At 56.7% G+C, this 15886-nt stretch carries 10 protein-coding genes; 5 read left to right on the plus strand and 5 right to left on the minus strand.

Going from position 1 to position 15886, the window contains the following annotated elements:
• Positions 1-68: 68 nt before the first annotated feature.
• From JAB8_RS25075 to JAB8_RS25085, 3 genes are all read left to right on the plus strand, one after another.
• Positions 69-983, plus strand: a complete 915-nt coding sequence (locus tag JAB8_RS25075) for a DMT family transporter (protein ID WP_070291950.1) — start codon at positions 69-71, stop codon at positions 981-983.
• 39 nt (positions 984-1022) lie between these two features.
• Positions 1023-2642, plus strand: coding sequence for a hypothetical protein (locus JAB8_RS25080; protein WP_175445253.1), 1620 nt, complete (start codon positions 1023-1025; stop codon positions 2640-2642).
• 350 nt (positions 2643-2992) lie between these two features.
• A complete protein-coding gene (locus tag JAB8_RS25085) occupies positions 2993-4723 on the plus strand; it encodes a methyl-accepting chemotaxis protein (protein WP_070224774.1) in 1731 nt (576 codons plus the stop codon).
• A gap of 10 nt (positions 4724-4733) precedes the next feature.
• Here the strand turns inward: JAB8_RS25085 and JAB8_RS25090 are convergent, their stop codons facing one another.
• Both JAB8_RS25090 and JAB8_RS25095 read right to left on the minus strand, forming a co-directional pair.
• The gene (locus tag JAB8_RS25090; protein WP_070224773.1) at positions 4734-5876 is read right to left on the minus strand and encodes an AI-2E family transporter; all 1143 of its coding nucleotides are present in this window, start codon (positions 5874-5876) and stop codon (positions 4734-4736) included.
• Between the two features lie 162 nt (positions 5877-6038).
• Positions 6039-7025: a hypothetical protein gene (locus tag JAB8_RS25095; RefSeq protein ID WP_070291954.1), complete on the minus strand. Its 987-nt coding sequence runs from the start codon at positions 7023-7025 to the stop codon at positions 6039-6041.
• A gap of 153 nt (positions 7026-7178) precedes the next feature.
• Between JAB8_RS25095 and JAB8_RS25100 the strand changes: the two genes are divergently transcribed.
• Entirely contained in the window at positions 7179-7547 is a 369-nt protein-coding gene (locus JAB8_RS25100) for a hypothetical protein (RefSeq protein WP_070291956.1), read from the plus strand.
• On the opposite strand, the gene JAB8_RS25105 is transcribed toward JAB8_RS25100, so the two are convergent.
• Positions 7526-8587 (minus strand): GGDEF domain-containing protein, encoded by a 1062-nt coding sequence (locus JAB8_RS25105; RefSeq protein ID WP_070224770.1) that lies wholly within the window; start codon positions 8585-8587, stop codon positions 7526-7528. The genes JAB8_RS25100 and JAB8_RS25105 overlap by 22 nt on opposite strands.
• A gap of 515 nt (positions 8588-9102) precedes the next feature.
• Between JAB8_RS25105 and JAB8_RS25110 the strand changes: the two genes are divergently transcribed.
• The gene (locus JAB8_RS25110) at positions 9103-10197 is read left to right on the plus strand and encodes a Fic family protein (protein WP_343216118.1); all 1095 of its coding nucleotides are present in this window, start codon (positions 9103-9105) and stop codon (positions 10195-10197) included.
• Positions 10198-11627: 1430 nt separating this feature from the next.
• Here JAB8_RS25110 and JAB8_RS25115 read toward each other — a convergent pair.
• Entirely contained in the window at positions 11628-14729 is a 3102-nt protein-coding gene (locus JAB8_RS25115; RefSeq protein ID WP_070291960.1) for a type I restriction endonuclease subunit R, read from the minus strand.
• Positions 14722-15885: an AAA family ATPase gene (locus JAB8_RS25120; RefSeq protein ID WP_070291962.1), complete on the minus strand. Its 1164-nt coding sequence runs from the start codon at positions 15883-15885 to the stop codon at positions 14722-14724. Before JAB8_RS25120 ends, JAB8_RS25115 begins: the two co-directional genes overlap by 8 nt.
• Between the last annotated feature and the right edge of the window lies 1 nt (position 15886).

The following is a 15886-nucleotide window of genomic DNA, read 5'->3' on the forward strand; positions in this document are numbered from 1 at the left end:
TCTTAGCGCGAGAAGGCGCGGCGCGCCTGCGGCATGATGGTTCCCCGCAACTATTCCTGGAGCTACGCATGCCTGTGCGCGCCTATCTGTATCCTTTTCTGGCCATGCTGCTGTGGGCCGGCAACGTCGTCGTCTCGAAGCTGGCCGCGTCCAGCATCGCCCCCACGGCCATCACGTTTTATCGGCTGGTGCTGGTCTTGCTGGTGATGACGCCGTTTATCGCCCGTCCCCTGTGGCGCAACCGTCATGCGCTGCGGCGCCAGTGGTGGCAGCTGGCCCTGTGCGGCCTGATGTCGATGGCGCTGTTCCAGAGCCTGTCCTACCGCGCCGCCGAATCGACGACGGCGACGAACATGGCCATCGTCACGGCGCTGGCGCCGCTGATGACGGCCCTGCTCAGCGTGCTGCTGCTGGGCGAGCGCCTGACGGTCGGCATGGCGGCCGGCGGCGTGCTGTCGTTTGGCGGCTTGCTGTACCTGGTCGGGCGCGGCGACGTGCTGGCCTTGCTGCAGCAGGGCGTGCATGCGGGCGATGCGCTGATGCTGCTGGCCTGCCTGAGCTTTGCCCTGTACGGCGTGCTGCTGCGCCGCTGGCGTCTGTCCATTCCCGCCTGGCAAGCTATTTATTGCCAGGCGCTGGCGGCCCTGGTGTGCATGCTGCCGCTGTTTCTGTTGCTGCCGCCCGGCAGCGCCCGGCTGGACGCCACCACCTTGCCCCTGATCGGCTATGCGGGCATCGGCTCATCCATCGTGCTGTCCTACCTGTGGATCGAAGGCGTCAAACTGCTGGGGCCGAATCGCTGCAGCATCTACGTCAACCTGCTGCCCCTGCTGACGGCCTTGCTGGCCATCGTTTGGCTGCATGAAAGCATGCATCTCTATCACCTAGTCGGCGGCGGCATCTCGCTGCTGGGCGTGCTGCTGGCGCAGACGGTGCAGCGGCCGCTGTTTGGCCGGCGTGCTGGGGTGTCCGGCCTTGCCTGATGGCCATGCATAATGGCGGCTTTCGGCAGTGGAGTTGACATGCGGTACACATTTTGGGTGAGCACGATGGCCATGGCGCTGGCCTTGGGTACCCTGGCGCCGGCCCAGGCCGCGCCGCGTTTTTATGAGGGTGCGCCCATGGCCTACGCCAGCGCTGTCGAGCGCCGCGACGGCGGCGTGGTGCTGGCCTTCCTGCGGGAAAATGGCGAGGTCAACGGCTACTATTGCCAGTGCAACGGCATCAGTGAAAAACGCATGAACCTGGACAAGTACGGCCAGGCCAGCATCGAGGCCGTGTTCCAGCTGGATCTCGACAGCGAGGGTGAAACCACGTTCGTGCTCAGCCGCAGTGCTAACAGTGGCGCAGCCTACGGCTTGCATGCCTACCGCTACGAGCGCAGCGGCGGCAAGATGTTCAAGGTGCCGGCCTTGCAGCCCGCGCTGGACGCCATCGTGCGCGGCGCAACAACCATGGACGAGGCGCAGGTGCGCGCCGCGCTGGCCTCCTTGCAGTTGATCGACTACAGCATCGCCTACGCGCCCACGGGCGTGGCCGGGTTTGACGCCATCGAGCATGCGCATGGCAAGCTGGCCGGCTATTTCAATATCGACGGTGAATTATTGCCCGGCAAGCCAGCCGACGCCCCCGCGTTTGCCTATAAAAAGACGTACCAGGAAAAGGATGGCCATTATCTGACCGTCACGTATCTGCTGGGAAAGGGCTGGGAAGGGGGCCGCGCGCCCAGTTATCACATCAAATGGATCACATGGGAAACGCAGCCGCAACGCTTTGCCGGCAGCCAGGACGGGCCATTCATCGAGTACGACGTCAATTGCTGCGTGGGCAGCGTGTTTGCCCGCGGCCTGTATGCGCAGGGCAAGCGCACCGGCGTATGGCATTACGAAGAGCCCAATACCATTCGCTCGTCTGGCGCTTTTGTCGACGACAAGGCCGAGGGGCCGTGGACATATGCAAGCGGCGACGAGACCACCACGGGCATGATGCAGCGGGGCCAGCGCACAGGGCGCTGGGAAGTGCGCCCGGGCGTGGCCGAATGGCGCGCAGCGGACATGCACAGCTACACCGGTTACGACCATTTCGTAAAAGACCGCCTGGACGGCCCCAGCGAGCGCCGCGCCGGTGGCGTGGTGCAATGGCAGGGTAGTTATGTGAACGGCAAGAAGCAGGGCCAGTGGGTGGAACCTGGCGGTGGCGGCAACTATGCCGATGACATCAAACAGGGGCCATGGAAGAAATCGACGCCGGACGGCGGCTGGCAAGTGTTGACCATGCTCAATGGCAAACCCGATGGCAAGCTGGAGCAGTATGCGGCCGATGGCCAGCTGGAACTGGTCGAACATTACCGCCTCGGTGTCCTCGATGGCACGATGGAAAGTTTTTATCCGGATGGCAAGCGGCGTTACCAGGGCACGTTTGCCGACGGCAAGCGCGATGGTGCGGAAACCCTGTTGTATCCCGATGGCGAACTGCCGCAATTTCACCGCAACTGGCACAAGGGCGTGCTGCATGGCGTCAATATCGAGAATTTCCAGAACGGAAAGCCGAAGCAGATCGGTGCCTACAACATGGGCAGGAAAACGGGCCGGTTTCAGTATTTTCGCGACGATGGCCAGCTCATCGAAGAAACCATGTATTAACTAGTTGACTAGCATAAATGGCATTCCCGCGCGACCGCGCACGGCAGCGGAATGCCAGTTCTGCGCAAAAAACATCATCCGCTTGTTACAAATCGTGAAAATCCATACTGGATGTTGCTACTAGTAATCTTTCCCTGTATCTTGCAGTCAGGAAATTAAAAGTACAGGAAACCTCGACCTCGTTGCCCTGTCTTGCACTCCTGACGATATGCGCGGGCCGCCTTCCCCCTGCCGCCGCACACGCCGTATCGACCTGTCCTGAACAATTCACGTGATCCGCCCATCTGGCGTTTGCCGCTATCTCGTCCGGCAGGCGGTGGCACGGTCGCGCCCTTACCAAGGAAAACTGCATGCTGTCGAATATAACAATAAAAATGCGTCTGATCGCTACCATGAGTGTGCTGGGCGTGTTGATCGCCTTGCTGGGCGTGATGAGCATCATCAGCCTGAAATCGGCCAACAACAGCCTCAACGAGGTCTACAGCAATCAGCTGGCCTCGACGCAAGCGATCGGCGAATCGCAAATTGCCCTGGGCCGCGCGCGGTTCACGATGGACCGCGTGATGGTGCACCCGGATGCGCCCGATGCCAAGGATACCCTGGCTCGCGCGGAACAATTTCTGGAAGCGTCCAACAAGTCGTGGAAGGTGTACCTGGCCTTGCCGCAGAGCGCGGAAGAAAAGCGCCTGTCCGACGACATGGACAAGAAGCGCAGCGATTACATGAACAATGGCGTGCTGACCATGAGCAAGGCTTTGCGTGAAGGCAACATCGCGCAAGCGGACGGCTTGATGATGAAAGGGCTGACGCCGCTGTACCGCACCCTTGACCAGGCCGCTGAAACCTTGACGCAATACCAGGCCAGCTCGGCCGCCAAGATGTATGCGGAAAGCCAGTCCAGCTTCCGCACCCAGGTGACCATGGCCATCGGCGGCATGATAGTGGGCGCCTTGCTGACGATTATTTCCAGCTTCTTGCTGCTGCGCGCCATCTTTGGCCCGCTGGACCAGGCCCTGCGCCATTTCGGCGCCATTTCCGACGGCAACCTGGCCAACGACATCGTCATCACGCGCCACGACGAGATGGGCGCGTTGCTGACGGGCTTGCAGAAAATGCAGGAACGCCTGTCGACCACCGTGCGCGGCGTGCGCGACGGCAGCGGCGCCATCGCCACGGCCAGCAATGAAATCGCCTCGGGCAACCTGGATCTGTCGAGCCGCACGGAGCAGCAGGCGTCGAGCCTGGAAGAAACGGCCTCGTCGCTGGAAGAGCTGACCTCGACCGTCAAGCAGAACTCGGACAATGCGCGCCAGGCGAACCAGCTGGCCGTCTCCGCCTCGGACGTGGCGGTGAAAGGCGGCGCACTGGTGGCGCAAGTGGTCGATACCATGGGCACCATCAGCGAGTCGTCGAAAAAGATCGCCGACATCATCGGCGTGATCGACGGCATCGCCTTCCAGACCAACATCCTGGCCCTGAACGCGGCCGTGGAAGCGGCCCGCGCGGGCGAGCAGGGCCGTGGCTTTGCCGTCGTCGCCACGGAAGTGCGCAACCTGGCGCACCGCTCGGCTTCCGCCGCCAAGGACATCAAGATGCTGATCGAAGCATCGGTACAAAACGTGGGTGCCGGCAGCGCGCTGGTCAGCCAGACGGGCACGACGATGGACGAGATCGTGTCCAGCATCCGCCGCGTGACGGACATCATGGGCGAAATCAGCGCCGCCGGCCGCGAGCAGGAACTGGGCATCGGCCAGATCAATCAAGCTGTGGCGGAAATGGATACCGTGACGCAACAAAATGCGGCGCTGGTGGAAGAAGCGGCAGCCGCTTCGGAATCCATGCAGGAGCAGGCGGCGGCGCTGGCCGAGATGGTCAGCATTTTTAAACTCGACGCCAACCACAGCGGCCCGGCAGCGGCCAAGCCTGCCTTGCGCAAGCCTGTCGTGGCCGCCGCCAGCACGGCCTTGAAACGCCCGGCGTTGCGCCTGACGCCAAGCCGTACTGCCTCGGCAGCCGCTCCGGCGCAGCCACGTGCTGCCAAGCCCGCTGCAGACAGCAGCGGCGAATGGGAAGAGTTTTAATCTAGCGGGGTTACAGGGCCACCTTGCTGCCCTGTTCCTGCAATAGCGCCGCCTCGGCCAGGGCCTGGGCGCGCGCTTCCTCTGCCGCCTGTTCGGCTTTCTCCAGTGCATCGTGGCGCGCCTGCAAGGCTGCCCGCGCGCGTACGAAGACGATCTTGATGGCCGCCATCACGGGCACGGACAGGAAGATGCCGACCACGCCACCCAACTGGTCGCCGGCCAGCAAGCCGACGATCACCATCAGTGGACTCACTTCCACGCCTTCGCTCATCAAATACGGGTTGACCACGTAATCCTGGAACAAACGGTAGGCGGCGATAAAGCCGATCAGCCAGAACACGTGCTCGAAGCCGCTGAAACCGGCCACGACCACGGCGATGACGGCCGCCGCCAGCGGACCGGCAAACGGGATGAATTCCAGCAAGGCGGCCGCGCCGGCCAGCAGCAGGCTGTACGGCACGCCCATCAGGGAAAAGGCGATGCTGTAGGAGACAAACGTGGCGATCGACAACAGCAGCAGGGCGCGTACATAGCGCGACAGCAGGATGTCGAGGTCATCGATGATGGCGCCCCAGAGTTTCTTGTTCGGGCGGTTCAGCAGGGACAGCAAGCCGTCGCGCATGTCTGGGCCTTCCTTGATCAGCAAAAAGCTCAGCACGGGCACCAGCACCAGATAGATCAGGTTGCTGGCCGCATGCATGACGGTCAAGCCCAGTTCCTTCGCCAGCGGCATGGCTTGTCCCGTACCGCTGCTCAGCTGCGTCTGCATGAAGGACAGCAGGCGCGCGCGCAAGGGCTCCATGAATTCCGGCAAAGGGATGCGTTCGGCAAAATTATTCCCCTTGAGCAAGGTCGGCAGCTGATCGCTGAGCTTGATCGCTTCTTCCTCGATGCGCGACCCGAAGATGGACCCCAGCACCGCCACCAGCAAGATCACCACGAGGAAGACGATGCCGATGGCGGCCGTGCGCGGCAGGCGTTTCGGGCCATGGCGCTCCAGCAGTCCGATCAGCGGATACACGAGGTAGCTGAAGAAGATGGCAAAGACCACCACGATCAGGGTCGACGAGACCTTGTAGGTGAGAAAGAGCAGGAAGGCGATGAGGAACGCCGTCCACACCATCTTGGCAACACGCAAGTTAAAACCGAACATATGAATTCCTTAGGGCAGGATGCGACGCAAGCGTGGCTGGCTTGAAGGGCAGGGTGGGCAAGGCAGGGATGAGGCCGCGCCGCACGGCCGGAAATCATACCGCAAAATGCCAAAATGCCATGCTCTTGTGCGTAATGGCAATGCTTTCCCTGTTCGCCTTCCTTAATTTTTCCGCCAGATGGCCACGGTGATGAGCACGCTGTCTTTCTTGCCCGGTTCGCGCAGGGTGATCGTGTAGCGGCCGCTCGTATCGCTGCCCGTGAACACGACCTTGTCGTCATGGCCCTGCACTTGCGCGCCTTTGGCCAGCTTGGCATAGGTGTTGAGCACCCAGTGGAAATCGGCATAGCTGCGCAGGGTGATGCTGGCATCGGGCATGGGCTCGTCACCGGCCTCGGCCGCTTCCGCAGGCGTGCGCATGGGCAAACCGCCCAGGCCCGCCGGTGCAATGAGCTTGCCGCCGCTGGCGCTGCTATTCAATTCCGCGTCCGGCAGCAACAGGTGCAGCAAGCTGGGGGGAAAGCCGGGCGGCACGTCGCGCGGCTCCCAGCCGGGCTGGCCGGGAAGAGTGGTGATGTATTCCACCGCAGCAATACTTTGCCGCTGTTCCGGCGCAGCCTGCGCCAGCATGGGCGGCAGTTGCCGCGCCCACACGAGCAGCGGCGCGGCCATCTCGTCCTCCGCGCCCGGCGGTACAAACACCGTCAGCACGGCGTGGGTGGACGGCAGGCAGGCGGGCACGGCATCGCCGATGGCGGCCTGGCAATGACCGTTGACGAGGCCCAGGGCCAACAGCTTGCGTTGCGGATCGAACAGCATGGCGGCACGCTGCGCGCCGTGTGTGTCGGGGTTGATGGACGCCAGCACGGAACGCCCGTCGGGCAGCATGGTGCGCTGGATGTCTTGCAGCGAACGCATGCTGTCGAGTACCTGGAGCGCGATCAGGGTATCGCCCTGCGTGTAGTTGCCGCGCGCATAACCGAGCAGCTTGAAGACGCCGGCGCGAATTTGTGGATGCTCGTTCAGGCTGAGCGGCGGCGATGGCACGGAGACAGGCACGGTGGCGGCCACGAAGGCGGCGTCTTCGGCGGAAACGGCTTGAGCCATGCTGACAAGCGGCAGGCACAGGGCGGCGCACAGTGACAGCATGCGCAGAGTGAATTTTCCTGGGGTGTTCAATGGCTATCCTTGTCGAGACGCCAGGCCGGTCGGCTTGCCGGCATGCGCGCGCCGCGATCTTAGCATTTCAGGAATGAAAAGCTTTCTGCTAAGCTAGTCTATTGAATCACTGCCCCGCTTGCCATGGCCAAGATCACCATTTCCTGCAGTATTCCCGTTGACGATGAGGTCGTGACCGAGTTCTTGCACAAGTACGTGCTCCACTCGCGTGTCGGGGCGGCCAGGAAATTACGCATGGGAGAGAAGGGCTGCTTCTATACGTGTTCTTTATACTTGGAAGACCATGCCAGGGTCAGCCAACTGCTCCGCCGCATGCTGGCCTTCTTTGAGAGCAAGAACATTCCCTTGACCATCCTCAAGATCGGCGCGCAGGACAGCTGGTGCGAGGTGGATCCCGAGCAGCGCGATCCATGGAAGATTGCGCCGCAAGCCTTGCTGGCGCTGCTCGACGCGACGCCGGACGGCGGTATTCAGGCGGCGTTGAACACGTAGCGGTTCTTGCCGTTTTTCTTGGCCTGGTACAAGGATTCATCGGCGCGCCGGTAGCTGTGCGACAAGTCCGCTTCCTTGATCAGTTCCGCCATGCCGATGCTGACGGACACCTTGCGTTCCGGCACGAAAGCCGCCTCGACCGCATCGACCAGCTGCGCGGCAAAGGCGCAGGCCGCGTTCTTTTCACCCACGTAGATGACGGCAAATTCCTCGCCGCCCAGGCGGCCGCACAGGTGCTCGCCCGACAGCCCCGCGATCACCTCGGCGATCCTTTTCAGCACTTCGTCGCCCACGTCATGGCCATGCACGTCATTGATCTGCTTGAAGTCGTCGATGTCGATCATCAGGAAATACGCGGGCGTGCGCGCCGTGCGCTGCAAGGCGCGCGCGCTTTGCGTGAACATGCGCCGGTTATTGAGTCCGGTCAAGCCATCCTTGTAGGCCATCGTCGCCAGCTCGCGCTGGGCGCGGTAGTTATGGATGCGCAAGACGAGAAAATAGATGTTCAGCGCCAGACCGATGATCACGCTGATGGTGACGGCCAGCACGGGCCAATGCTGGTCGGCCTGGCCCGCATGCACGGGAAACTGCCCCAGCCCCAGAATGGCCCACACGCACAGCGACACGCCCAGGTAATACGCGATACCGCTGAAGATGGGCGCCGTCGTCAGGGTGATCATCACGCCCAGCGGCAATACCCAGAAAGCGGGGTCTTCCGTGCCCAGCATCAGCACGCGAAAGCCGAAAGCGATGAACAGCACGCTGATGGTGCCGCTGGTGATGATGGCCTGCAAGGACTTCGCATACACAGTCAGCAGCAGCCCGGCCAGCATGCCCGTCACGCCCAGCGCCGCCTGCGCATGATCGAGCGAGGCGCGCGACAAGGTCAGGCTGAACGTGACCAGCCAGCAAGCCAGGCCAAACGTCAGGATGGCTATCGAAATGAAATGCAGTTCCTTGAAAAAGCGCTGCTGCTGCTCCCGTTCTCCTGAAAAGAACAGGTAATAAAAGGCAGGCGACAGGCTGCGCGAAGTGAACATTGCATTTGTCCAGAGACAACACGCCTTGCGGCAGGGGCGCCTCCCGGCAACGGCAGGCGGCATGACGCGCGTACAAAATTAGTTGCGCTCAGGAACTAGTGTACTGGTTTCTTGGGGGCAGTGGTGATCCGGGCGAGGAAAACGGCGGCCAGTGTCTTCGTGTCGCCACAGTATGAAGGAAGTGCGCTTATTGCTCGATCAACATAGCTACACCGAGGCCATGCCGCAAACCGTCTGGTGTAGCAAGACCAATCAGGATATCGCCGCCAGCATCGTCGGCGTCTTAACGCGATGATGGACGGCAAGTTGGAACAAGTGTTGCAAACCTTTGGGGAAGTGCTGTTGCCGAAGGCGGCTTGATAGCGTCAACATAAAATAAGGATTTCATTATTTCATTTTTCTCCGTAAGTTAAAATAAAACCTCCATTCATTTTAACTTCAGCGAATCTATGCAACGTGGACTCACAGGGACTTACACATCGACCATTGCCGGCGGTGTCGCGTGCCAGGCCTTTGTGCCCTTGCCACTGCCACCAGTGCCGGCGCTGGACTTGAACGGCAAACTGCAAAGCCGCCTGGACGAAGCCCTGATCGCGCTGGGGCGACTCGATGCCATCAGCACGCTCTTGCCTGATGCACGGCTGTTCCTGTACAGCTATGTGCGCAAGGAAGCCGTCATGTCTTCCCAAATTGAGGGCACGCAATCGTCGCTCAGCGACCTAATGCTGTATGAGATAGACGGGCAGCCTGGCGTACCGCTCGATGATGTGCAAGAGGTCTCGTGCTATGTCAAGGCGATGTCGCTGGGGGTGGAACGGATACGGCAAGGGCAGCCCATCAGTTTTCGATTGCTGACGGAAGTGCATAAAGTGCTGATGACGTCGGGCAGGGGCGTGCAGCGCAGCCCTGGCGAATTTCGCCGCAATCAGGTGTGGATCGGTGGCCATCGCGCCGACGAGGCAACGTTCGTGCCACCGCCTGCCAACCAGCTCGCTGAATGCTGGGCGGCACTGGAAAACTTCATCAACGACGTGCCGCAGCCGACTGCCGCCATCATCAAGGCGGCACTATCGCATGTGCAATTTGAAACCATCCATCCCTTCCTGGATGGAAATGGCCGCCTCGGCCGCATGCTGATACCGCTGATACTGGTTGACGCCCGTATTTTGCAGGAGCCGCTGCTGTATCTTTCCGTGTTTTTCAAACAGCATCGTGAAACCTACTACAGCTTGCTGCAACAAGTACGCATCAGCGGCAACTGGGAAGCATGGCTGCTGTTCTTTGCCGATGCCATCGCCGCCACCGCCAATCAGGCCGTCAGCACGGCCCAGGCGCTGACGCAGTTGCTGGCGCAAGACAAGGCACGGTTGGCGGAACTGGGGCGCTTGGCGGGGTCGGCCAGGCAAATTCTTGATGCGCTGTTTGCGCACCCCATCTTGAATATTGCCGCCCTGAGCAAGACCACCGGCTTGACCGCCGCGACGGTGGGCAAGGCACTCGATGCCATGGCAGGTACGCTGGGTATGGTGCAGGAAGTGACCGGCCAAAAACGTAACCGCGTGTATGCCTACGGTGCTTACATCAACATTTTGAATCAGGAAACAAGCTAATGAATAACAAAGATATTATCCAGAAACTCTGAAACCCAGCGACTTGCTGCGCGATGATGCATTGTCGCTGAGACCCCGTCTCGCTGCTGGTGAACGGTGACCTTGCCACGCTGGGGCCGTAGCGCCTAACCATTGCCGCCAATGGCATGTTGAATGCCCACTGAAGACGCGTATGCTGGAGCTGAATACCCTGGTGGATATCTATCCACTCTGCATGCAGGATGCTAACTGGGCTTGTACTTGGCCGCCGCATAGTCATCGATATCAAGGCCGAGGATGGCAGCGGGATTGACCTGGTCATGGTATGCCTACTGGTGTATCGCAATGGCAGGACGGCGCGTTATACGAAGTAGAGGGGAAGCATACGGATTGCTATTACGTTTTGGAGGTCGTAAAAAGCAACTAATTTTGAATGGTTTTAGATTGAGTAATCTTCGATTGGTGTCGTTGTCAACTTCCTCAATCGATCCTCCATAGTCAATGATCTAAGAAATTTTAATATTAACTTGGCAGTTATCATGGTAGGGATTAGAAAAAATAGGGAAAAAATAGGGAAAAATATTCTTTGATCTTTCACGGTACGGTTTATGAAATCAATATCTTTCTCGTTATTTTATTTTATTGTTTTGCAATTGGTTCTATACCATTTTGCGTGAGTGAAATATTTCCTTTTTCCTTGTCGGTCAAATTGTTGAAATCATCCTTTTTGATGGGGGTATAAGTAATTAGAGATGGGGAGTATTATTAGAGCTGAGGATTGAAAATCCTTATGTCGGTGGCTCGATCCCACCCTGGGCCACCAAGATTCTAAGTTGCTGATCTGATTGAGGAATTTTCTTCTCAATTTTTCGGGTGTTCCAAACAGGTATTTCACCTTACATAGAGGTGATTCCTGTGAAATTAGCTCCCCACCTGCTCCGTTCCCGCCACGATATCTATTATTTTCGACTCGTTTTGCCCCAAGTCCTCGCAATTATTCTTGGCCAGCCTAAGCTTAGCCGTTCACTCGCTACCCGTTGTCCGAGAACAGCCAGCGTTACGGGCTACCAACTTTATGGCACAATGCTTCCATTGATTTCCAGACTGGTATGACTCATGACCATTAATCCAAATAGCCTTGATCCCGATTTGTGTGAAGAAACTGATCGTGGAAGTATTGACGGTTAATCAGGACGGTAGCTGTGAGGGATATTGGGATTTGCCTCATGCTAAAGTAGTAAATCGATAACTAGTACGGTGGAAACGGTTTCTTGTTCATATTCATGCTGTACAGGATCTCAGTAGTTTACGAATATCGCGTTTAAAGTTTTGGAACGCTCGATGACAACTTGGCGTACAAGGCACAGGTACCGCTTGAGCTGAAGGCTGATTACCCCCCCCTAGCTCCTTCGGGATAAGTGAAGCTCATAGAAAATATCCAATCGATGCATTTAGACCTGCCCACCCACACCTTTAAACTTATCAACAAACCCAGAAATTTTTTGGAAGACGCTTTGCTTTGTTTTCAGAAATTGCGGATTGAGAGGGCTCATTTTTGGCAGGATGGCGTTAAGTTCCGTGCCATTATCACTGGCAAATTCTCTTTTGAGTGATGTGGCGATATAGCGTCGTGCTGCCTCTGCGTTCAAGTTCTCGGCGTTGATTAGCTCTTCAGTTTCTTGGCGCTGAACGACTCTGGCATACATGTAAAAAGCCTCGATTACACTAGCTGCATCGTCTATCCTGTCCAGATCAGTCTGATTGATAAAGTCCACCACCAAACTTTCTTTTGCACGGGTTCCCAGACTGGCTCGAATCACCCGCCGCACTTCATCCACCAATTCTGATTTGCTCTTGATCTTCTTGTTATGCTCGAAGATCAGCTCCAGGATGTAATCCAGGTTGATCTCCTGCGATTTGAGCAGATCAACCTCAAAGACTACGTCATCCCAGTCGATGGTCGATTTTTCCTTCTCAGCACCAGATTTTTCTCGACGCAACCAGTCCCGTACGTCGTTATAGGTCGAGCGGTAGTCCTGAAGCTTCCGTTCGGCAGGAATCGGGATGGCCTGTAGCACCGTCAGATCGTCATCGCTCAAATAGTGCTTGGCCTTGAACGCCTCCACAGCAGCCGAGTCGGCGATGTCGATGGTTTGCAACTCCTTCAGGCTGGCGAACTCGTCATAGTTCTGTAGTACGTTTTCCACCCGCATATACTCGCCAAACAGCTTGGCAAATGCCTTCTTGTCGGCTTCCTTTTCGATGGCTGCAGGGTTAGGAAACCGTTGCTCTAACTCTCTCACCACGTCCACAAATCCACGCCTTGCCTCACCGGTCACTAAGTCGGTGAAGCCTTCCATGTATTCCTTGTAGCTTTTCTCAAGCACGACGTTCTTGGTGTTCTTGTCACCGAACAAGGTGATGGCATCAACCGTGGCCTGCTCCAAGTCACGGAAGGTGACGATGTTGCCGAAGGTCTTGGTGGCGTCAAAGATGCGGTTGGTGCGCGAATAAGCTTGCATCAAGCCGTGGTAGCGCAGGTTCTTATCCACAAAGAGCGTGTTAAGCGTGGGGGCATCAAAGCCCGTCAGGAACATGCCCACCACGATTAGCACGTCAATCTCCTTAGCTTTGACTTGCTTGGCCAGATCACGGTAGTAGTTCTGAAAGCCATTGCTGTCCACGCTGAAGCTGGTCTTGAACAGCGCGTTATAGTCGTCGATGGCCGCACTCAAGAACTCCTTGGCACTCGTGTTCAGGGCGGACACATCAAAGCTTTCATCCTGGATATCGCCAATCGCATCCTGTTCTTCGTTGGCAGCGAACGAGAAGATGGTGGCCACCTTCAGTGGCTTGTCACTGTTCTTCTGCAGTTCCCTGAAGCATTCGTAGTACAGTTTGGCTGCATCCACGCTGCTGACTGCAAACATGGAATTGAAGCCCTTGTTGCCTGCGTTCAGGCGACGGGTCTTCTGCCGGAAGTTGTTGACGATGTACTGGGTAATTTCACTGATACGGTCAGGGTGCAATAAGGCTTGCTTGTTCTCTGCCGCACTTAGCTTCTTCTCATCCTTCTCGGTTTCGATGGCCTTGAACTGCGGGCGCACATCATTGTAGTCTACCTTGAACTTCAGGACCTTCTCGTCGCGGATCGCATCGGTGATCACATACGAATGCAGTTCACGGCCAAACACGCTGGCAGTGGTCTCTGCACCCAATGCGTTCTCCGGAAAAATTGGCGTGCCGGTAAAGCCGAACTGACAGAATTTCTTGAACTTCTTCTTCAGATTCTTCTGTGCTTCACCGAACTGGCTGCGATGGCACTCGTCAAAAATGAACACCACTTGCTTGCCGTAGATGGGCAAGTCAGTCTCAGTCTTCATCAAGTTGTTGAGCTTCTGGATGGTAGTGACGACGATCTTGTTGTCGTCCTTCTCCAAGTTGCGCTTCAGGCCCGCCGTGCTGTCCGAACCATTCACGCTGTCCGGCGAGAAGCGCTGATATTCCTTCATGGTCTGGTAGTCGAGATCCTTGCGGTCAACCACGAAGAACACCTTGTCAATGAATTCCAGCTCGGTGGCCAGGCGTGCCGCCTTGAAGCTGGTCAGCGTCTTACCCGAACCGGTGGTATGCCAGATGAACCCGCCACTTTCCGTATTGCTCCAGTTCTTGGCCTGATCGCTGCTTCTGATCTTCCACAAAACGCGTTCCGTGGCTGCAATCTGGTAGGGACGCATAACCAGCAGCGTGTTGCTGACATCGAACACTGAGAAGTGCAGCAGCACATTGAGCAGCGTATGCTTCTGAAAGAAGGTAGCCGTGAAATCCTTTAAGTCCTTGATCAGGGAGTTATCTGCCTTCGCCCAGTTCATGGTGAAGTCGAAGCTGTTCTTGTTACGCTGCGTGGTGTTGGCGAAGTAACGGCTGTCGGTACCATTGGAGATCACGAACAGTTGCACGTACTTGAACAAGGAATTCGCGCTGTTGAAGCTCTCCTTGCTGTAGCGGTGCACCTGGTTGAAGGCTTCACGGATTGCCACGCCACGCTTCTTCAGCTCCACCTGTACCAGCGGCAGACCATTGACCAGAATCGTCACGTCATAACGGCTGGCATGACTGCCTTTCTGCTCAAACTGCTTAATTACCTGCACCTTGTTGCAAGCAATGTTTTTCTTGTCCAGCAGGTAGATGTTCTTTATACGACCATCATCAAAGACAAAGTCGTGGATAAAGTCGTCATGAATCTTGCGAGTTTTCTCGACGATGCCATCACTTGGTTTGTCCAGCCAACTTTCCACAAAGCGCAGCCATTCGCTGTCTGTAAACTGCACGTTATTGAGCGCTTGCAGCTGGAAACGCACATTTTTTAGCAAGGCGTCGGGCGTGTTCAAACCGGACAGGTATTCATAACCCTGGTTTTGCAAATCTTGAATGAACTCACGCTCCAGATCCCCTTCACTCTGGTAGCTGTCTGCAACTTTCCACTCTTGGGTGTATTTTTCCAGAACGATGAAATTGCTGGATTCAGCAATGGGTTTCATGTAATCAACCATTTTGTTGTCCCTGCTGCCAGTAGCCAAAAGTGTTGAGATTTTCCATTAACCTAGCAACCATTTCCTTTTCCGGTTGTGTCGGTTCGGCTATCTGTTCGATGGATAAGGTGTTGTGAGTATAAAAGTGCATGATTCGATTTGCGTATGCCTTCTTATCACCAGGCAACAAATCTGTCCAACTTCGGAATCCTAGAAAGCTGGCGGTCTTCTCATACAGATTGCGCAACAATGCGAAGTGGTATCGCTGAATGCTATTTTCAACCACTGCCTGTTCGATCAGATTCTTGATGTGAAGGTGATATGAAAAGCTCTTGTTTGAATCGCCGAACTTCTCCTCCAAAGCAAAGGTGCCGTCATCAAAACGACTCAAAATCAATCCACTCTTAGCACCGACCTCGTTGTAGAGCACGTTGTAGAAGGACTGGCTATGAGTAGACACGATAAACTTGACCTCTGAGGCACTCGATTTGATCAGTTGCCCCAGATTTACGGCCAGCTGAATCAGATGATTCTCATCCAGTGAACTTACCGGATCATCAATAAATACATACTCAAGCTCATTGAAGTTGGCTGTTTCTCGATCACTTGGCTCGGCAACATTAAGCACACCAACCACCAGCTCAAGCAATGTGTAGAAAATACTCCAGATAAAGTTGCTTTCCTCACCTTTGGATATTTTCAGTTTTCCAGAATGCGTGGCGTCACCGCGCTCCATCGTGAACGTGACTTCCGAGAACGCTTTGATAGTGATCTGGGTACCGCCATCGCCTTCTTCTGTTCGCTCGGTATTGAAGTGTGGAGTCAGCTTGTCGTGGGTGTAACGCTGGAACGTCGTGATAACGTTCATATCCTGACCTTGATCCATCAGCACCCAATCCGTGAAGGTGTTGGCCTGAATTCTCAGTTTGGGCTCGGCGTCACCGTCTAAGTCGTTATCCCAGTAAAACAAATCTTCCGTGAAGGCGCTGTAATACAAGATTTTGTTACGTGAAAGCTCACCTTGGCTGGCTTCTTCACCTTCGGTTTTAGGCGCAACCAGCTGCTTTAACTCTCGCGAGAGGCGTGTCTTGCCCGTGCCGTTAAACGCGTAGATAAGTTGCACCTTCTTGTTGGCGGCCTTCAGCTGCTGGGCGATTTCCTTAAGCGTCTTACTCATA

It is taken from the genome of Janthinobacterium sp. HH106 (assembly GCF_001758725.1).
GTDB lineage: Bacteria > Pseudomonadota > Gammaproteobacteria > Burkholderiales > Burkholderiaceae_D > Janthinobacterium.